The organism is Citricoccus zhacaiensis (genome assembly GCF_014645315.1).
Lineage (GTDB): Bacteria > Actinomycetota > Actinomycetes > Actinomycetales > Micrococcaceae > Citricoccus > Citricoccus zhacaiensis.
On the sequence record NZ_BMLQ01000012.1, the window covers coordinates 1 to 19,618 of the forward strand.

The following is a 19,618-nucleotide window of genomic DNA, read 5'->3' on the forward strand; positions in this document are numbered from 1 at the left end:
ACCGGCCGGTACCAGTCCGGGTTGCGATCACATCGGAACAGCACTGTGATGAGTCACACCCGCAGGGTGGACAATCTTCTGATCAAGCTACCGAGGTGGGCCGGACGGGTATCGGCCGACCACCCCGATGAATGGACAAGTCCCGAAAAAGACACCCGAAGGTCAGTGGGTTTTTGAGCCACATCCATGGGACGGAACGGCCGGTAGCCATCCTGCCAGCCAGTCCCAGACCAGCCACCACCAAGACTCACAGTGGGTGTTGAGCTTAAACACCCACCCGAACTCGACTGAAAGTGCCGGGGTGAGGCGATGCCGGGGCTGCGCGGTGAGGTGGGGACTACTCCAGCAGGAGGGCCGGCTCCTCCATGATCGCGGCGACGTCCGCCATGAACCGGGCGGACAGGTCCCCGTCCACCACGCGGTGATCGAAGGAGCCGCCCAGGGTGGTGATCCAGCGCGGGATGACCTCCCCGGAGACCACCCAGGGCTTCTGCCGGATGGTCCCGAAGGCCACGATGGCCACCTCACCACGGTTGATGATCGGCGTGCCCGTGTCGATGCCCAGGGCGCCGATGTTCGTGATCGAGATCGTCCCGTCCGCCATCTCTGCCGGTTGCGTCTTGCCGTCCCGGGCCCGCCTGGCCAGGGTCCCGAGGGCCTCGGCCAGGTCGCGGAGGGACAGCTCGTTGGCGTTCTTGACGTTCGGCACCAGTAGCCCGCGCGGGGTCGCGGCGGCGATCCCGAGGTTCATGTAGTGCTTGACGAGGATCTCCTCGTCCGTCCACGAGGCATTGACGTGCGGGTTGCGCGCCGCGGCCCAGATCACGGCCTTCGCGAGGATCAGCAGCGGGGTGACCTTGACCCCCTCGAACTCGCGCGAGGACTTCAGCCGCTTGACGAACTCCATCGTCCGGGAGGCGTCCACGTCCACGAAGATCGAGACGTGCGGGGCGTCCCGGTAGGACTCGGAGACCGCTGCCGCCGTCGCCTTGCGCACGCCCTTGACGCGGATCCGCTCGGTGCGCCGCGCGTTGTCACCGGTGTCCGGCATCCAGAACGAGCCGGAGGTGTCGATGTTCGTCTCCCGCTCGGCCAGGTAGTTCTCCACGTCCGTCCGCGTGACCTCGCCGAACTGTCCTGTGGCCCGCACCTTGGTCAGGTCCACGCCCAGTTCCTTGGCGATGCGCCGCACCGGCGGTTTGGCCAGCACGCGCTCGAACAGTCCAGCCACGTCCGTCTGGCGTTCGCGTCCGGCTGCCACCAGGTTCCCGACGGCGGCCGGCAGCCGCAGCCCACGCGACGCCGGGGCATTGGCGGGCGTAGGGGCGACCGGAGCTGCCGGAGCTGAGCGCTGGGCGGCGGCATCCTGACTGGCCGCTGGATGCGCCGGAGGCGTCGCTGGCGCGGCTGGGGCAGTCGGAACGGTCGGGGCGGTGAGTCCTGCGGCGTCCCGGACGGGCTCCTCGCGCAGCCTCGGGCTCCAGGACGGCGCCACCGCGGCCTGTCCGGACGGCTTCCGCGGGCGGCGGGTGGCGGCGTCCGCCTTCGGCCCGGAGCCGGTCAGCGCGGCACCGGCTCCCCCGGCAGCGCCACCCTCGGCAGCGCCACCCTCGGCCGCATTGACACCGGTCGCGCCACCGGCAGCACCGCGAGCGGACGGCCCGGCGGGATCACCACCGTCGGTCGGAACGGGGGCCTCTTCGCCGACGCCGTCCTCGGCGGTGTCACCGGATGCTGCTTCCGCTTCGGCCGGCATCGTGTATCCGGTCTCCGCGGTCGCCGGAGCCGAACCCTCCGGGGAACCGTCCGGGGAGGCCGCCGTGGTGATGCCGATGATCGGGGTGCCGACCTCGATGGTCTCGCCCGCCGGGGCCATGAGCTCGGCGACGGTGCCGGCGTAGGGGCTGGGCAGCTCGACCAGGGACTTGGCGGTCTCGATCTCGCAGAGGACGTCGTTGACGGCGACCGAGTCTCCCACGGCCACGCGCCACTCCGTGATCTCGGCTTCGGTCAGGCCTTCGCCGACGTCCGGCAGGGTGAAGATCTCCATGGGTGCCTCCCGGCAATCAGTAGGCGTTCAGTACGCGAAGGTGCGGTCGACGGCGTCGAGGATGCGGTCCAAATCCGGCAGGTACTGCTCCTCCACGCGGGACGGCGGATAGGGCAGGTGGAAGCCGCCGACGCGGATGATGGGCGCCTCGAGGTGCAGGAAGGACCGCTCGGTCAGGCGGGCGGCGATCTCCCCGCCGAGTCCGCCGAAGGTGGGCGCCTCGTGGGCGATCACCATGCGGCCGGTCTTCTCGAGGGAGGCCTGCAGGGTGTCGAAGTCGATCGGGGACAGCGAGCGGAGGTCCACGACCTCGATCGAGCGCCCGTCCTCGGCGGCGGCATTCGCGGCGGCCAGTGCCACCGGGACCAGGGGCCCGTAGGCGGCGATCGTCGCATCGGTGCCGGTGCGGACCACCTGGGCCTGGAAGGCGCCGAGCCCGCCGTGTCCGTCCGCGGCCAGGTCGACCTGGCCCTTGAGCCAGTAGCGGCGCTTGGGCTCGAAGATGATGACGGGGTCCTGCGACTGGATGCCCTGGCGCGTCATCCAGTAGGCATCCTGCGCGTTGGACGGGGTGATGATCCGCAGGCCGGGGGTGTGGGCGAACAACGCCTCGGGCGATTCCGAGTGGTGCTCGATCGAGCCGATGCCGCCGCCGTAGGGGATGCGGATGGTCACCGGCACGGTGGCGGTGCCGCGGGTGCGGGCACGCAGCTTGGCCAGCTGGGTGGTGATCTGGTTGAAGCCCGGGAACACGAAACCGTCGAACTGGATCTCGGCGACGGGCCGGTAGCCGCGCAGGGCCAGGCCGATGGACGTGCCGATGATGCCGGATTCGGCCAGCGGTGAATCGACCACGCGGTCGGCGCCGTAAGTGGCCTTCAGCCCCTCGGTCACGCGGTACACGCCGCCCAGGGAGCCGATGTCCTCGCCCATGAGCAGGGTCTTCGGGTCGGCGGCGAGTTCATCCGCCAGGGCCCGGTTGATGGCCTTGGCGATGGTCAGGGTCTCGACGCCTGCCGCCCCGCCGGCAAGCTGGGTGGGCCGCTCGGCTGACGGCGCTGCGGGCCGGCCGCCCGGCAGGGTGGTGCTCTCCGCGCTCATGCCCGACGTCCTCCATCTGTTGCGTCTGGGGCCTCTAGTGCCTCTGCTGCATCCGCGAAGCCGGCCTGCCATGCACGGTGCCAGGCCTTCTCCTCGGCTACGAGCGGATGCGGTTCCGCATACACCGTGTCGAACACGGCATCCAGCGGCGCGATGGCGTCCCCGGTCATGGCCAGCACGGCTTCGCGGCTCTGGGCCGCCAGCCGCTCCCCCTCGGCGGCGACGTCGGCGAAGAACTCGTCCGGGTCGGTGCCCGCGGCCCCGGTGGCGCGCAGGTACTTCTCCAGGCGGGCCATCGGGTCGACGCCGGCCCAGGCCGCCTCCTCCTCCCGCGTCCGGTACTTCGTGGGGTCATCGGCGGTGGTGTGCGCTCCGACCCGGAAGGTGTGGGCCTCCACCAGGACGGGACCGGCTCCGGTGCGGGCCTGTTCCGCGGCCCAGGCGGTCACGGCGTACATGGCCAACGGGTCGTTGCCGTCCACGGTGATGCCCTCGAAGCCGTAGCCCGCGGCGCGCTGTGCGAGCGGGACGCGGGTCTGGGTGGAGGCGGGCACGGAGATGGCCCACTGGTTGTTCTGGCAGAAGAACACCACGGGCAGGTTGTAGCTGGCGGCGAAGACCATGGACTCGTGGACGTCCCCCTCGGAGGAGGCCCCGTCCCCGAAGCACGCCAGGGCGATCTGGCCCTCGCGCCTCAGGCGGTCGGCGTCCCAGCCAGCCTGATCCCGCTGGATGCCCCACGCGTAGCCGGTGGCGTGCAGGGTCTGGGCGGCGAGCACGAGCGTGTAGGGCTGGAGGCGGTGGTCCTCGGCGGTCCAGCCGGCATGCGCGGCCCCGCGGAACAGCTCGAACAGTTGGCCCGGGGTGACGCCGCGGCCCAGGGCGAAGAGGTGCTCGCGGTAGGTCGGGAAGATCCAGTCGGAATCGTGCAGCGCGGTCAGGGCGCCGGCCTGGGCGCCCTCCTGGCCGATGGCGGGGACCCACAGGGCGAGTTGGCCCTGCCGCTGGAGGGAGGTGCCCTCGGAGTCCACCCGGCGCTCGGTGGCCATGAGTCGGTACATCCGCTGCAGGGCCGCCTCGTCGAGGCCGGCGAGGTAGGGCGTGAACCTGGTGTCCTGGTGCAGGGTGCCGTCGGCGTCCAGCAGGCGGACGGCACCATCAGGCAACTCGGTCGCCGTGGTCAGCGGCTGCGGTTCGTTCACGTGGAACTCCTTCTCCCCCGGCACGTCCGGCGCCGGTCCGGGGTCAAGCCTAGTCGCGCCGGGCCCTACTCGCGCGTTGAACGACGCCGGGACGGCACCTTTCGCTTCCTCCGCCGCTCCCGCGGCACGCACCCGGAAGGTGGGGGCTGGGAGGCTAGGCGGCCGGCGTCGGGCCGTCGGGGAAGTCCGCGCAGAGCTGGAGGAAGCGCGTGTTGGCCTCCTCCTCGCCGATGGTGACCCGGACACCCTCGGTGCCGAAACCGCGCACGGCCAGCGCCTGACGGCCGGCCGCCTCGAGGAACTCGGGCGTGCGGTCACCCAGGGGCAGCCAGACGAGGTTGCCCTGGGAGTCGGGGACGTCCCAGCCGAGGTCGGCCAGGCCGGTCAGCACGCGCTCACGCTCGGAGACGACCTTCGCCACGCGCTCGTTGACCTCGTCGATGTGGTCGAGGGAGGCGATGGCGGCCTGCTCGGCCACCGAGGACACGGCGAAGGGTGTGGCCAGCACTCGCAGGTACTGGGTGACGTGCGGGTGGGAGACGGAGTACCCGACCCGCAGGTTGGCCAGCCCATGGGCCTTGGAGAAGGTCCGCAACACCGCCACGTTCGGGTGCCGGCGGTAGACCTCCAGCGCATCGACGGCGTCCGGCTGGGTGATGAACTCGGTGTAGGCCTCGTCGAGCACCACCAACACGTCCTGCGGGACCTTCGCCAGGAACGCCTCGACCTCGGCACCGGTGAGGGCGGGCCCCGTGGGGTTGTTCGGGGTGCAGACGATGATGACGCGGGTGCGCTCGGTGATGGCCGCGGCCATGGCGTCCAGGTCGTGGCGGAAATCGGCGGTCAGCGGGACCTGGATGTCCTTGGCTCCGGCCGCCCGCACGACGATCGGGTAAGCCTCGAAGGAACGCCACGCGTAGATGACCTCGTCCTGGGTGCCGTCCGGGTGGGTGCCGGCATAGGTGGTGATGATCTGCGTCAGCGCACCCAGGGAGCCTGCACCGGTGACGATGTCCTGCGGGGAGATCTGGAGGTGCTCGCCGAGACGCTCGCGGAGGGCGGTGGACAGCGGGTCCGGGTAGCGGCAGACGTCCGTGAACCGCTCCATGACCGCACGGACCGCGGGCACCGGGCCGTAGGGATTCTCATTGGAGGACAGCTTGTAGGGCGTGAGCCCCTCCACCGGGGCGGCGGGCTTGCCCGCCGCATAGGCCGGGAGCTGACTGAGGACCGGGCGCGGGCGGATGGGCTGCGGTTCGTTCATGGCTCACCAGCCTAGTCCCGGGTCGTGAACGGCTGACGTGTCCACGGACCGTGTCCACAGGCGGTGTCCACAGGCGGGCGTGGGACGATGGCCCCATGGTGAAGTTCCTACTCCGTGTCATCGTCAACGGCCTGGCCCTCTGGGTGGCCACCCTGATCCTGCCCGGTATGGAGGTCATCCCCTCCGACACCGTCGGAGACACCGGCGACACCACCTTGAACACGGTGATCGCCTACCTCGTCATCGGTCTGGTGTTCGGCGCCGTCAACGCGGTGGTCAAGCCGGTCATCTCCCTGCTCTCCCTGCCCCTGACGTGCCTGACCCTGGGTCTGTTCACGATCATCATCAACGCCGGCATGCTCATACTGACCGTCTGGCTGACCTCCTACCTGCCGATACAGGTCACGGTGGACGCCTTCTGGTGGACGGCGGTCTTCGCGGCCATCATCATCTCGATCGTGTCCATGGTGGCCAACGGGGTCTTCGGGCTCAATCGCTCCTCGCGGGACTGACTTGAGGCGCGTGGGCCGGCGCCCGGCCGCACCGGCGTTCACGGGAGGATGAGCTGAAGCGGCGCCGGGGGCAGCGCCCTCCGGCCCTGCCGGTTCGAGCCCCCGTCACCGCCTGAACCGGGCCCGGAGGAACTGCTCGCCCCGGCACCCAACGGACTCCGGGGGTTGCCGGGACGGATCCGCTCCAGCTGCACACTCCGCGTCACCCCGCCGCCGACCGTCAGTGCGGCGATGTGCTCGAGTGCCGGCACCTGCCGCGCCACGTCCGGGTTTCGGTCCAGCAGGGCCGCGTGGAACGCGTAGTTCTCGAAGGAATGACCGGACATCACGCCCTTCCCCTCGGGGTATAGGGACTCGTCGTAGCCGCTCACGGTGATGGTGGTGCGGTTCGCGGCCTGCGGATTGGCCCGTCCGTCCGCGGCGGCAGGAACATCGTGGTCATGCTCCAGGTGTGCCGCCTCCACGCTGGCCGGGACGCTGATCTCGCCGGTCGGTGAGCCAATCGTCAACAGGCCCTGCACGTCATAGTGCTCGGCGATCCGGACGTCCGCGGCGATCCGGGCGGCGTGGAGGCCGCCCTGGCTGTATCCGGTCAGCACCAGGGCATCATCCTGTCCCGCCCCCGCCGCCCGAAGGGCCTCATCCACGGCGGCGGAGACGTGTTGGGAGTCCAGGGCCAACGCCTCGGCGTTCCCGCCCATGTCCCACGGGTTGGTGGACCAGCCGTTCGCATCGTGGAAGTCCCCGGTCTGGGTTCCCGGAAGGGAGACAAGCCACACCGTCTCGGGCGTACCCGCGCCCTCCGGGGTGATCCTCGTGATCTGGACGGACCCCGGGGCGGCCTCGCGGGCCAGATCCAGGTGGGACATGACGGTGGAGATGCTCCCCTCGCCCTCCGGCGTCCAGGTCTCCTTCCACTCGTCTGCCGGTGGGACCTTCTCCTTGGTTCTCACCGGACCGATCTGGACGATCCCGGCGGCTCTCCCCAGCGCCGTGGCCAGGGGGTACAGCTGTTCCGGCCCGGACAGGGCGCCCGTGGCTCCCTCGTCCCGGGCCGCATAGCCGGCGACGTCCGAGGCCACCCGGAATCCCACGCCGAGTCCCAGGGACAGTGTTCCGAGCAGTCCCGCGATGACCTCGGGAGCGGCCTGGATGGCCAGTTCCGTGATCGGCTGCGGGATCGGATGGTTGGAGAGGGCGAGCACCGCCGCGGAGACGAAGGCGGCACCGCCGGCCAGCTCGATGACGGCGCGCTGGGCGGCGGCTTCCGCGTTCCGGTAGGCCTCGGCCGAGGACCGCACGCCGAGGTTCAGCACGTCGGCCTCGGCACTGATGGACAGCAGCCCGGAAGACAGTATTGCAGTGCGTGCCGCCAAGGCCCGGCCCGCTCCGGTCTGGGCCGCCGCCAAGGCCAGGAGGGAGCCCGCCCCCGCGGCCCGCATCGACAGGGCCGCCGCCTCGTCCGTGGCCGCGGCCAGCAGCAGGCTGCCCCGTTCCAGATCGTCCAGGTTGGCGTGGATGCTGGTCGGCCCGCCGTGGACGGAGAACGACGCCGGCGCCTCGCCACGTCCGCCCTCCGTCCGACCCGGAAAGCCGTCCATGAGTCCGGGGCGACCGACGCCCACGGGCACGATTGCCGTCATAGTGCCGGGCGCAGCCGCGGCCACTGGTCCGGCCACCTCAGCACATCCCCAGGGTCGCGGCGCTCGCCACCGTGGCCTTGACGGTGTTGATACTGGACCGCAGCTGACCGATCCTCACGTGCAACTCATCGATCGCCACGCGGGCCAGCACCGCGGATTCCTCCGCCAGCTCGGCCAGGTCCGCCGCCCGCCCACGCAGGCGGTCACTCCGGTCCAGGAACGCCGCCCCGGCCGGCGAGCGCCAGTCCAGGAACGAGAGGCTGTGGACCGACTCGGCCACCCCGCGGGTGCCGGTCCCGACCAGCCGCAGCTCCTCGACCACCTGGTACAGCTGGGCGACCGCCGCCTCCAGGAGACGGAGCTGCTGCTCGTCGCCGAAGACGAGGTCCAGCCCCGACCCGACCGCAGGACACCACACGTCCGGATCGATGTTCGGAAGGGGCAAGGTCCCGCCCACCAGTCCGTGGGCCGCCGGCACGCCGCCGCTGGATACTGTCACGTTCGTCCTCCCACCCTGCACTGCCCCGGTTTCCGCCGGTCACAGCCCCGTTTCTCCTGCTGTCCTCGACGCTAGGTACTCCCGCCGGCTCCTGGGTGGCTGTCAGGGGCTAGTGGGGACAAGCCCAGAGCAATCGGCCCGCTGTGGAGGACCCCACCGCTGCGCCGGACACGACCGCGGGAGGTGACCGGCCGTCGTCGGGCACGGCGTCCACCCCGCCGAACCGGAGGTGCTGGAAGACTGTCCCCATGAAGACCCAGCGCACCGAGTTCGATCCGGCCACCCTCGGCGACCGCGAGACCACCCTGCTGGTGAAGTCGATCCTCATCCCGCGGCCCATCGCCTGGGTGGGGACGGTGGACGCGCGCGGAATCGCGAACCTGGCCCCGCACTCGTTCTTCACGATGGTCTCCGAGGAACCGCCGATCGTGATGTTCTCCTCGACCTCGCGCAAGGACTCCCTGAACAACGCCGAGGCCACCGGGGAGTTCACCGTCTCGCTCGTGGCCCGGCGGCAGTTCGAGGAGGCCAATCAGACCTCGGCGCGTTATGCCCCGGAGGTGAGCGAGTTCGAGGCCGCCGGGATCGAGGCCGAACCCTCGGCCGTCGTCGTACCTCCGCGGGTGGCCGGTTCGCCCGCCGTGATGGAATGCGTGCTGGAGAGCATCCTGCCGGTCGGCGGGAATTTTATGGTGCTCGGGCGGGTGGTGCACGTGGCGGTGGACACGGACACGCTCGCCACGGATGCACGCGGCCGCACCCTGCCTCTCGCCCAGAAACTGGACCCGTTGACCCGCCTGGGCCGGAACGAATGGGGCACCCTGGGCGAGGTGGTGGCCATCGACCGCCCGCAGGGCGCGTAGCCCCGCGGACGTCCGGCCCGGGTGCTAGCTTGACGTCGTGGCCTCGTCGATCTCCCCCTCCGCTCCATCCGCCCCCGAAACCCCCGCCCGAAACTCCCTGGCGGCCTCCGCGCCCGGCGATGCGGGCCTGACCGGGGGCTCCCCGTCCCCGGCACCGAATGGCCTCCCGGGCCACCGGACAGGTTTCGACCGGGACCGCTACATCGAGCTGCAGTCCCGCCACATCGAGGAGCGGCGCCAGGAAATCGGCGGCAAGCTGTACCTGGAGATGGGCGGGAAGCTCTTCGACGACCACCACGCCTCCCGCGTGATGCCCGGCTTCACCCCGGACAACAAGATCGCCATGCTGGAGCGGATCAAGGACGAGCTCGAGATCCTCATCTGCCTCAACGCCAAGGACCTGGAACGCCAGAAGGTCCGGGCCGACCTGGGAATCCCCTATGAGGAGGACGTGCTGCGCCTGGTGGACGTGTTCCGCGAGCGCGGGTTCCTGGTGCAGCACGTGGTGCTGACCCAGCTGGAGGACTCGAACCAGGTGGCGCAGGCCTTCAGCGAGCGCCTCGAGCGGCTGGGGCTGACGGTCGCCCGGCACCGGGTGATCCCGGGCTACCCGCAGGACACCAAGCGGATCGTCTCCGAGGAGGGTTTCGGACGGAACGACTACTCCGAGACCACCCGGGACGTCGTGGTGGTCACCGCACCCGGGCCGGGCTCGGGCAAGCTCGCCACGTGCCTCTCGCAGGTGTATCACGATCATGCCCGGGGCATCGCGTCCGGCTATGCCAAGTTCGAGACGTTCCCCATCTGGAACCTGCCCCTGGACCATCCGGTGAACCTCGCCTACGAGGCCGCCACCGCGGACCTGGATGACATCAACCTGATCGATCCGTTCCACCTCTCCGCCTATGGCGAGCAGGTCACCAGCTACAACCGGGACGTGGAAGTCTTCCCGCTCCTGAAGGCCCTGCTGGAGAAACTCACCGGTTCCTCCCCGTACGCCTCCCCCACGGACATGGGCGTGAACCTGGCCGGCAGCTGCATCGTGGACGATGAGGTATGCCGCGAGGCCTCCCGCCAGGAGATCGTGCGCCGCTACTACAAGGCTCTGGTGGATGAACGCAGCAATGACCGCGAGGCGGACATCTCCGAGCGCGTGGCCATGGTGATGTCCCGGGCGGGCTGCGGCACCGAGGACCGCGCCGTCGTCGCCCCCGCCCTGGCGATCGAGGAGGCCACCGACGCTCCCGGCTCCGCCATCGAACTGGCCGACGGGACCATCGTCACCGGCAAGACCTCTGGCCTGCTGGGCTGTTCGGCGGCCATGCTGCTGAACGCGCTGAAGCATCTCGCCGGGATCGAGGACAGCGTCCACCTGCTCTCCCCCGCCGCAATTGAGCCGATCCAGACCCTCAAGACCGAGCACCTGGGCTCGAGGAACCCGCGACTGCACACGGACGAGGTGCTGATCGCCCTCTCCGTCTCCGCGGCCTCGGATCCGAACGCGCGGGCGGCGCTGGCACAGCTGCGCAACCTGACCGGCTGCGACGTCCACACCACCACCATCCTGGGCACCGTGGACGAGGACATCTTCCGCAACCTCGGCATGCTCGTCACCTCGGAGCCCCGGTTCCAGCGCAAGGCCCTGTACCGCAAGAGGTAACCCCAGGGAACCCGCATCAATTGCTGGATTCCACCCCGGTGCAGCCGGCCGGCACCGGGGTGGAATCCCGCACCTGATGTCTCTCCCGTGTACAGAACCCGGCGTACAAGCCAGGGATGGAAGAATGACAGCCATGCCTGAGTCCTCCACGCCGCAGCCGTCCGCCTCGCCCGCCGCCTCGCCGGCCTCCCCCAACACCGAGGGCCCGACGCCGGCCCGCCAGTCCCTCGCCGACGCCGGCATCCCGCTGGGCCCGCTGGATGGTCGGTACCGCTCGGCCGTCGCCCCGCTGACCGAGCATCTGTCCGAGGCCGCCTTGAACCGCAATCGCCTGCATGTGGAGGTGGAGTGGTTCATCCACCTGGCGCACCACGAGGTGCTGCCCGGCCTGCACCCGCTGACTGAGGACCAGGAGAAGGGACTCCGCGCCATCGTCACCGACTTCGGCGCCGAGGGCGTGGCCGAGCTGGCAGCCATCGAGAAGGAGACGGTCCACGACGTCAAGGCCGTGGAGTACTACATTGGCCGCCGGCTGCCCGCCCTGCAGCTGGAACGCCTCACCCCGCTAGTGCACTTCGCCTGCACCTCCGAGGACATCAACAACCTGTCCTACGCCGTCGGCGTGCGGGACGCGATCAGCGAGGTATGGCTCCCGGCCGCGCGGGCCGCCGTCGGGACCCTGCGGGACATGGCCGAGACCGCGGCGGCGACCCCCATGCTCTCCCGCACCCACGGCCAGCCGGCCACGCCCACCACGCTGGGCAAGGAGATGGCGGTGTTCGTGCACCGCTTGGACCGCCAGCTGAAGCGCATCGAACAGCAGGAGTACCTGGGCAAGATCAACGGCGCCACCGGAACGTACGCTGCGCACCTGTCCGCCGTCCCTGGGGCCAACTGGCCGAAGGTGGCCCGCACCTTCGTCGAGCACCTCGGCCTGACCTGGAACCCGCTGACCACGCAGATCGAGTCGCATGACTGGCAGGCTGAGCTGTACGCGGACATCGCACGCTTCAACCGCATCCTGCACGGTTTCTGCGTGGACGTGTGGAGCTACATCTCGATCGGCTACTTCGCGCAGATCCCGGTGGCCGGTGCCACGGGCTCCTCGACCATGCCCCACAAGGTCAACCCGATCCGCTTCGAGAACGCCGAGTCCAATCTCGAGCTCTCCAACGCGCTGCTGGACTCCCTCAGCGCCACGCTCGTGGAGTCCCGCTGGCAGCGCGACCTGACCGATTCGACGTCCCAGCGCAACATCGGCAATGCCCTGGGCCACTCGGTGCTCGCCCTGTCCAACGTCGCCAAGGGCATGGGCCAGCTCAAGGTGGCCGACGCCGTGCTGGCCGAGGACCTGGACCACAACTGGGAGGTGCTCGGCGAGGCCGTGCAGACGGTCATGCGCGCCCAGGCGATCGCCGGCGTGGAGGGGATGGACAACCCCTATGAGCGGCTCAAGGAGCTCACCCGCGGCCACCGCGTGGACGGGGAGCGGATGCGCGAGTTCGTGCAGGGCCTGGGCCTGGAGCCCGACGCCGAGGCTCGCCTCATCGCACTCACCCCCGCCTCCTACATCGGCCTGGCCGAGGAGTTGGCTCACCTCCACTAGGGGTCAGCCCTCCTCCGAGGGTCCAGCCTCACGGGGCGATCAGAGTTCGCCGGTATCAACAGACCGGCCGGGGGGCCCCTCCCGGGTAGGGTGCCGGTCGATACCTCTGGGTGATGTGCCCGGCGGTGCCGCGTCCATACCTTCACAGGGTGAACCTCACCAAAGACCTCATTCCTCAGACCACACGGGTGCAGCCGTCCCGGCATCACGGCCACCTCGGCGGAGCACCCCTCGCGGCCGGGCGTGACACCGGCATCGACCTGGTGCGGGCGTTCTGCGTGGTCGTCGTGGTGCTGCTGCACGCGCTGATGGCCGGTGTCACGGTGGGCGGGGCCGGCCCCGAGTTCGTCAACGCCGCCGAGGGGACCGCATGGTTCACGCCCCTGACCTGGGCGGTCCAGGTCATGCCGCTGTTCTTCGTGGTGGGAGGCTTCACCGGATCGATCGCCTTCCGCCGTCTGCGGGAGCGGGGCGGGACATCCGTGGACTTCCTCGCGGGGCGAGTGCACCGGCTCCTGCTGCCCGCGGTGTTCACCATCGGCGCGGCCGGCCTGGGTCTGGCGATGCTCGCGGACGGGGGCGTCTCCGCCGAGTTGGTGCAGACGGCGGGGTTCCGGTTCGGCCAGCCGCTCTGGTTCCTCGGCGCCTTCCTCCTCTGCCAGGCACTGGTGCCTGCCCTGTCCGCCGCGCACGATCGTGCGCCGCTGGGCAGCGTCCTCGGCCTCACCGCGGCCGCCGTGGTCGTCGATGTGCTGCGCATCGCCACCGGCCTTGAGGGGATCGGGTTCCTCAACCTCGCGTTCGTCTGGCTCACCCTCCAGCAGCTGGGGTTCTTCCTCGCTGACGGTCGCCTGGACACCCTGGACCGCCGCACCCGGGCCATCGCCGGCCTGGGCGCAGTCGCCCTACTGGCCGGGTCCTTCCTCATGGGGTTGTTCTCGCCGGACCTCATCGAGAACCTCAATCCTCCGACGCTCGCCCTGCTCCTGGTGGGCGTGGCCCAGACTGCTCTGCTCTCCCTCGTCCGTCCCACCCTGACCCGTCTCAGTACCCGTCCCCGCATCGAGGCGGCCATTGGCTTCGTCACGGCACGCACCATGACCATCTACCTCTGGCACATGCCCGTGCTGCTGGCCATGGCCGGTGCCACGGCACTGCTGGCCATGGACACGGGCCTTGCGCTGCCAGAGCCGTCCAGCGCCGCCTGGTGGCTCACCCGCCCGCTATGGCTGGGCACGGCCGCGGCACTCACCACTGCGGCCGCGTGGGCGCTGGCGGCCGGTGAGCAACGCCGGATGCCGCCGCCCACCACCTCCGTCTTCCGCGTGGCGCAGGCGGTGTTGGCCGGCCTCGCCGGCGTGGCACTCCTGCTCGTGGCCGGTACCACGGTGTTCACGGCCACGGCAGCAGTCGGCCTGTTCGTGGTGGCCCTCCGCCGGATCCGGCGGTAGAACCGGCTGGTGGATACGCCTATCCTGAGGGTCCACGGGCCCGCTGGTGTTCCGCACGCCCGTGGACCATCACTGCCAACGGCAGTCCGGGTCACAGCACCTCGTACACGGCCTCGGAGACAGCAAAGGACGGCGGATGATCGCAGCCCCCGAGGCACCGGCGTACTTGGAGACGCTGCTGTTGGTCCTGGACCTCTTCGGTGTCTTCTTCTTCGCCGTCTCAGGGTCACTGCTGGCCGCCCGGCGGGGGTTCGACCTCATCGGCTCCGTGTTCCTGGCTTTCCTGGCGGGGCTCGGCGGCGGCGTGGTGCGGGACCTCATCATCAACGAGGACGTCCCCAACGCCTTCGCCAACCCTCTGTACCTCATCCCGCCGGCGCTGGCCGCGGCCCTGGTGTACTTCCGGCTGGTCACCCAGGGCCGGCTGCGCCGCACGCTGCTCGTCTTCGATGCCGCCGGGCTCGCCCTGTTCTGCGTCACCGGCACGCGCACTGCGCTGGCAGCAGGAATCGAGCCGATCATGGCCATCCTCCTGGGCGTGGCCACCGGTGTGGTCGGCGGCCTGCTGCGGGACGTGGTGGCCAACGAGGTCCCCGAGATCTTCAACCGTCACGGCCTCTACGCCGTGCCCGCACTGTTCGGTGCGGGGCTCAGCTCGCTGCTGTGGACGCTGGATGTCTTCAATTGGCTGACCGCAGGCCTCGTGATGCTGGCCGTCTTCGCCTTCCGCCTCATCTCGTTCCGGAGGCGCTGGACGGCCCCCAATGCCGCGCACGGCTCCGGTTCCTGATCTGTATCCACCGAGTTCCGTCCGTTGCCTCTATACCTATGGACATAGTTATATTAGGCTCGGCTCAACGCGGCGTGACCGGGACCACACGGACCGGTCACGCCGCGGCCAAAGCCAGCCCGGCCGACGTCGGGCCCGTCCTCCCGGAGCAACCGGACCGCACGGGCCACGGCCCCCAAACATCCGAAGGATCCGCATGAGCTCCCCGAACCCCACCCCCACCGCCTCCGGCCGCCCCTCCGTCATCACCGATCCGTCCCTGGAGATGACCGGCAAGGACAAGGACATCGATGCGCTGCGCGAGGCCGCCCCGCTGATTCCGGCCGGCACCCGCATCAACGTCACGTTCCTGGGCAACGAGGATCTCGGCATGCGCGTCAAGGCCTCCACCGCCGCCAAGGAGCTGGGGTACGTCCCGGTCCCGCACATCTCCGCCCGCCGCCTGACCTCCGAGGCCGAGCTGGTGGAGTTCCTCACGGCACTGCGTGACCAGGTCGGTGCCACCCATGCCTTCGCCGTCGGCGGCGACCCCTCGGAGCCGATGGGCCCCTACGGCGCCTCCGTGGACCTGATCACCTCCGGCCTGCTCAAGGAGTACGGCTTCACGGACATCTCGATCGCCGGCTACCCCGAGGGCCACCCGGACATCTCCGACGCCCAGCTCTGGGACGCCCTCGAGCGCAAGTACGCCTCCCTGCAGGAGCAGGGCCTCAACGGCACCATCCTGACCCAGTTCGGCTTCGACGTGGACCCCGTGTTCGCCTGGATCAAGGAGGTCCGCCGCCGCGGCATCGACCTGCCCATCCGCATCGGCGTCCCCGGCCCGGCCGGCATCAAGCGACTGCTGACCTACGCCTCCCGCTTCGGCGTCGCCACCTCCGCGGGCATCGCCAAGAAGTACGGCTTCTCCATCACCAACCTCCTCGGCACCGCCGGCCCGGACAAGATGATCCAGGACCTCGACGCCGGCCTGACACCGGCCGAGGGCGACGTCAAGCTGCACTTCTACACCTTCGGCGGAACGAAGACGACCGCCGAGTGGATCAAGGACTACCAGGCGAAGCACTGACCCTGTTCACCATCGGGTGGGGGCCAGTCGGGAGCCACCCCGGCTGACCCCTGCCCCGACGCTTCGAGGGCGATTCCCAGTGGTGGGGGTCGCCCTCACGTGTCAGTAGGTGGCGCGCCCGCCCGAGGCGTCATAGACGGCACCGGTGGAGAAGCTCACCTTGTCCGAGCACAGCCAGGCGATGAGCTCGGCGATCTCCGCGGCGGTACCGAACCGCTGCATCGGGGTCATCGCCTGCGAGCGCGCCAACACGGCGGGGTCCGTGGTCGCGTTCATCGGAGTCTCGATGGCGGCCGGGGCCACCGCGTTCACCAGGACGCCCGTGGGGGCGAGCTCCTTGCCGATCGACTTGGTCAAGGCGATGACCGCGGCCTTGGAGGAGGAGTAGGCGGCCATGCCGGCATTGCCCTCCTTCGCGGCGATGCTGGCCAGGTTCACGATCCGCCCCCAGCCGCGCTCGACCATGCCCGGGGCGAAGGCCCGGCACATCAGGAAGACGCCGTCCGCGTTGACGGCGAAGGTCTTGCGCCAGCCGGCCAGTTCCGTGTCCAGCACGCGCGCGTTCGGCCCGATGATGCCGGCGCTGTTCACGAGGATGTCCACCGGGCCGGACGCGGCGGCCAGCGCCGCCACGGACTGCTCGTCGGAGACGTCCACGGAGAAGTCCGCGCCGGCAGCCAGGTCAGCGGTGAAGACCTCGACGCCGTCCTCATGCAGTCGCTGCGCGGTGGCCGCACCGATCCCGCTCGCCCCGCCGGTGACCAGGGCACGGAGTGGGGCTCTTGCCGGGGACGGCTGGGGCTGCATGGTCGCTCCTATGGTGTAAGCCGGGTCTGGTCTAGGCGTGGCCGTGGTGTGGCCGGCGGCTAGGATCGACGCTGTGGACACCCGGTGGCTGGAAGCCTTCATCACGGTAGCCGAAGAACTCCACTTCGGCCGTGCCGCGTCTCGGCTGCACATGGCCCACTCCCCGCTGAGCCAGGTGATCCGCAAACTGGAGCGGGAGGTCGGATCCGAGCTCTTCGAACGCAGCACGCGCTCGGTCACCATGACCAGCGCGGGCGCGGCCTTCCTGCCCTACGCCCGGGAGACCCTGGAACGCCTCGAGTCTGGCCGGGACGCCACGTCGGTTGCCGCCGGCCAGACGGTAGGCCGCGTCCGGATCGGCTACTCGGGCGTGCTCAACCACGTCCTGCTGCCGACGTTGACCCGCCGGGTCCACGAGGAGCTACCCGGCGTGCGGCTCGAGTTGATCGGCCGGATCCTCACCCATGACGCTGAACAGCAGCTCGGGCTCGGCGCCCTGGACCTCGCCTGCGTGGGGCTGCCGATGCCCGCGAACTCGCTGAACACCCGTCTGCTGTACCGGGAGTACCTGGGCGCCGTCCTGCCCGGGACCCATCGCCTCGCGCAACAGGACGGGCCGGGGACCATCGACCTGGCGGAGCTCGCCGAAGAGCCGTTCGTGACCACCTCGATGTCCGGTGGCTCCGCCCTGCGCCAGACGCTGTTCCGCCAGTGCGCGGATGCCGGTTTCATGCCCCGCGTGGTCCAGGAGACCTCGGACCCCTACGTGGTGCTGCTCCTGGTGGCCGTCAGCGTGGGCATCACCCTGATGCCCGAGACCATCGCGCCCATGCTCCCACCCGGTTCCGTGTTCCTTCCCCTGTCCGCGCCCAGCGTGCCCCTGGAACACGGCATCGCGTGGCGGACCCGGCCGCCGTCGCCCGCGTTGCAGGCCGTGCTGGACCTGGCCGAGCAGGTCATCGCGGAGAAGGTGACGCGCTAGCCACGCGGACGTACTATGCGGATTCTCTACACAATCCATCCCGATCTTCGTCATTCACTTATATAGTTTCCATTCCTACACTCGTGTGAAGCACATCACCTCTCGCGCTCTGCGGGGGTTCCCACGAGACAAAGGGCGGTCCATGTCGACTGCAATCACCGAACCAGCTTCGGTTCCCGTCAACGCACCCGGAGACACCCGGAACGCCCGGCGCGCCGCGCTCTCCGGCTTCCTGGGCAGCACCCTGGAGTACTACGACTTCTTCATCTACGGCTCGGCCGCGGCGCTGGTCTTCAGCTCCGTGTTCTTCGCCGATGACAGCGCCACCTCCGTCCTGCTGTCCATCAGCACCCTGGGCGTGGCCTACGTGGCCCGCCCCCTTGGCGCCGTCCTCTGGGGGCACCTCGGAGACACCTTCGGCCGCCGCAACACCCTGATGGCCTGCCTGCTGATGATGGGCGTGTCCACCCTCCTGATCGGATGTCTGCCGACCTACGACCAGATCGGCATCTGGGCCCCGATCCTGCTGGTGCTCTTGCGCCTCCTGCAGGGCCTGTCCGCCGGCGGTGAATCGCCGGGCGCGGCCTCGCTGTCCATGGAGCACGCCCCGGCGGGCCGCCGTGGCTTCTTCGCCTCCTTCACCATGTCCGGAATCATGTTCGGCATCGTGCTGGCCACTCTCGTCTTCATCCCGGTGGCCGCCATGGACGACGAGGCGTTGCTGTCCTGGGGTTGGCGCGTCCCGTTCTGGATCTCCATCCTCCTGACCATCTTCGCCTTCGTCGTCCGCCGCACCTTGGACGAGCCGGAGGTCTTCGAGGAGACCAAGGAGGCCAACGAGGTCGTCAAGGTCCCGTTCGTCGAGTTGTTCCGCAGCCACTGGGCCTCTGTGGTCCGCGTGATGTTCGCCGCCACGTTCGCCATGATGAACACCGTCGTCAACGTCTTCGGCCTGGCCTACGCGGTCGAGTACAACGGCATCGAGCGCACCACCATGCTGCTGGCCATCGCCGCCGGCAACTTCGCCGCCGTCCTCACCCAGCCGTTCTACGGCTGGCTCTCGGACAGGATCGGCCGCAAGCCCGTCTTCATCGGCGGTGCCCTGGGAGCCGGCGTGATGATGTTCGTGTTCTTCAACGCCATCGGCACCGGGAACGTGGCCATGGTGTTCATCTCCGCGATCATCCTGTTCGGCGTCTTCTACGCAGCACCCAACGGCTCCTATATGGCCAGCTTCCCGGAGCAGTTCCCCGCACGGGTCCGTTACTCGGGCATGGCGATCGGCCTCATGCTCGGCCTGCTCGTCTCCGGCTTCGCCCCGGCCCTGGCCCAGTTGATGACCAGTGGCGACACCGCCAACTGGGGTCCCGTGGCCTGGATGTGCTGCGGGTTCGCCGTGCTCTCCGCCATCGCCTTCGCCACCGGCCCGGAGACCTACAAGGTGCCGATGCAGTTCCTGGGCCTGAAGCGCAGCGAACTGAAGAAGCTCAAGTCCGAGGGTGCCTTCTGAGCCGGAACTGATCCGCACCCCGCGGTCTCGTAGGCTGGGTCCATGAGCCAGCACCCCGCGCAGCGACCGTCCGGCAGAGTCCGGGCGGTCGCTGGCGTCTACAGGGCGCGGAAGGCTTCGAAGGTTCTGTGCACGACGTCGGCGCTCGCCCTCGCGGCCGTCCTCGCCGGCTGCGGTGGTCCGGGAGATGCCGAGGAGGTGGTGGGTGCCTCGACCCCCTCACCGGCCGTTTCGGCGGAGGCGACGAGCATCTTCCAGCTCTCCCCCGGCCAGTGCTTCGACCGGCCCGCCGCCGAGGGGCTGTATGAGGTGGCGGTGGTTCCGTGCGAGGTGGCCCACGACCTGGAGATGTACGCCCTGTTCCAGCTGGACGACCCGGCCTGGCCTGGTGAATCCGCGGTTCACCAGCAGGCCGACCAGGGCTGCCGCGAGCAGTTCGTGTCCCTCACGGGCACGGAACCGGCGCAGTCGGATCTGGGCTACACCATGTACACCCCGTCCGAGGGGTCCTGGTCCGAGGGTGACCGCCAGGTGCAGTGCGCACTGCAGCTCAACAGCGGCGGCCGGATGATCGGCTCACAGATGGCTGCCCCCGCAGCCGGTTAGTGC

At 69.8% G+C, this 19,618-nt stretch carries 17 protein-coding genes; 10 read left to right on the forward strand and 7 right to left on the reverse strand.

The features are described from left to right. Positions 1-337: 337 nt before the first annotated feature. From IEX49_RS15505 to IEX49_RS15520, 4 genes are all read right to left on the reverse strand, one after another. Positions 338-2,050, reverse strand: coding sequence for a dihydrolipoamide acetyltransferase family protein (locus tag IEX49_RS15505; protein ID WP_188807024.1), 1,713 nt, complete (start codon positions 2,048-2,050; stop codon positions 338-340). 27 nt (positions 2,051-2,077) lie between these two features. Then, positions 2,078-3,151: an alpha-ketoacid dehydrogenase subunit beta gene (locus IEX49_RS15510; protein ID WP_229672782.1), complete on the reverse strand. Its 1,074-nt coding sequence runs from the start codon at positions 3,149-3,151 to the stop codon at positions 2,078-2,080. Beyond that, on the reverse strand, positions 3,148-4,353 hold the full coding sequence (locus IEX49_RS15515) for a thiamine pyrophosphate-dependent enzyme (protein ID WP_188807026.1): 1,206 nt from the start codon (positions 4,351-4,353) through the stop codon (positions 3,148-3,150). The genes IEX49_RS15510 and IEX49_RS15515 overlap by 4 nt, the downstream gene beginning before the upstream one ends. A 154-nt stretch (positions 4,354-4,507) precedes the next feature. Next, on the reverse strand, positions 4,508-5,617 hold the full coding sequence (locus IEX49_RS15520) for a histidinol-phosphate transaminase (RefSeq protein ID WP_188807028.1): 1,110 nt from the start codon (positions 5,615-5,617) through the stop codon (positions 4,508-4,510). Between the two features lie 95 nt (positions 5,618-5,712). On the opposite strand from IEX49_RS15520, the gene IEX49_RS15525 reads away from it, so the two are divergent. Beyond that, entirely contained in the window at positions 5,713-6,129 is a 417-nt protein-coding gene (locus IEX49_RS15525) for a phage holin family protein (RefSeq protein ID WP_188807030.1), read from the forward strand. A gap of 38 nt (positions 6,130-6,167) precedes the next feature. On the opposite strand, the gene IEX49_RS15530 is transcribed toward IEX49_RS15525, so the two are convergent. After that, positions 6,168-7,772, reverse strand: coding sequence for a hypothetical protein (locus IEX49_RS15530; protein ID WP_188807032.1), 1,605 nt, complete (start codon positions 7,770-7,772; stop codon positions 6,168-6,170). A 37-nt stretch (positions 7,773-7,809) separates the two neighbouring features. Continuing rightward, complete coding sequence (locus tag IEX49_RS15535) at positions 7,810-8,271, reverse strand: hypothetical protein (RefSeq protein WP_188807034.1); 462 nt, start codon at positions 8,269-8,271, stop codon at positions 7,810-7,812. A 248-nt stretch (positions 8,272-8,519) separates the two neighbouring features. On the opposite strand from IEX49_RS15535, the gene IEX49_RS15540 reads away from it, so the two are divergent. The 6 genes from IEX49_RS15540 (at position 8,520) to IEX49_RS15565 (ending at position 15,710) form a co-directional block, all read left to right on the forward strand. Then, positions 8,520-9,134, forward strand: coding sequence for a flavin reductase family protein (locus tag IEX49_RS15540; RefSeq protein ID WP_188807035.1), 615 nt, complete (start codon positions 8,520-8,522; stop codon positions 9,132-9,134). A gap of 127 nt (positions 9,135-9,261) precedes the next feature. Next, on the forward strand, positions 9,262-10,794 hold the full coding sequence (locus IEX49_RS15545) for a DUF1846 domain-containing protein (RefSeq protein WP_188807168.1): 1,533 nt from the start codon (positions 9,262-9,264) through the stop codon (positions 10,792-10,794). A 133-nt stretch (positions 10,795-10,927) separates the two neighbouring features. Next, positions 10,928-12,400 carry an adenylosuccinate lyase gene (purB, locus tag IEX49_RS15550; RefSeq protein ID WP_188807037.1) on the forward strand — a complete coding sequence of 491 codons (1,473 nt, stop codon included), beginning with the start codon at positions 10,928-10,930 and terminating at the stop codon, positions 12,398-12,400. 149 nt (positions 12,401-12,549) lie between these two features. Next, positions 12,550-13,851 (forward strand): acyltransferase family protein, encoded by a 1,302-nt coding sequence (locus IEX49_RS15555; RefSeq protein WP_229672783.1) that lies wholly within the window; start codon positions 12,550-12,552, stop codon positions 13,849-13,851. 136 nt (positions 13,852-13,987) lie between these two features. Then, positions 13,988-14,641, forward strand: a complete 654-nt coding sequence (locus tag IEX49_RS15560; RefSeq protein WP_188807041.1) for a trimeric intracellular cation channel family protein — start codon at positions 13,988-13,990, stop codon at positions 14,639-14,641. A 196-nt stretch (positions 14,642-14,837) separates the two neighbouring features. Continuing rightward, positions 14,838-15,710, forward strand: coding sequence for a methylenetetrahydrofolate reductase (locus IEX49_RS15565; RefSeq protein ID WP_188807043.1), 873 nt, complete (start codon positions 14,838-14,840; stop codon positions 15,708-15,710). A gap of 102 nt (positions 15,711-15,812) precedes the next feature. On the opposite strand, the gene IEX49_RS15570 is transcribed toward IEX49_RS15565, so the two are convergent. Continuing rightward, on the reverse strand, positions 15,813-16,517 hold the full coding sequence (locus IEX49_RS15570) for an SDR family NAD(P)-dependent oxidoreductase (protein WP_188807045.1): 705 nt from the start codon (positions 16,515-16,517) through the stop codon (positions 15,813-15,815). A gap of 73 nt (positions 16,518-16,590) precedes the next feature. Between IEX49_RS15570 and IEX49_RS15575 the strand changes: the two genes are divergently transcribed. From IEX49_RS15575 to IEX49_RS15585, 3 genes are all read left to right on the forward strand, one after another. Next, positions 16,591-17,499 carry a LysR family transcriptional regulator gene (locus tag IEX49_RS15575; protein ID WP_188807047.1) on the forward strand — a complete coding sequence of 303 codons (909 nt, stop codon included), beginning with the start codon at positions 16,591-16,593 and terminating at the stop codon, positions 17,497-17,499. Positions 17,500-17,641: 142 nt separating this feature from the next. Continuing rightward, positions 17,642-19,009 carry an MFS transporter gene (locus tag IEX49_RS15580; RefSeq protein WP_188807049.1) on the forward strand — a complete coding sequence of 456 codons (1,368 nt, stop codon included), beginning with the start codon at positions 17,642-17,644 and terminating at the stop codon, positions 19,007-19,009. 42 nt (positions 19,010-19,051) lie between these two features. Next, complete coding sequence (locus IEX49_RS15585; RefSeq protein WP_188807051.1) at positions 19,052-19,615, forward strand: septum formation family protein; 564 nt, start codon at positions 19,052-19,054, stop codon at positions 19,613-19,615. Positions 19,616-19,618 lie beyond the last annotated feature (3 nt).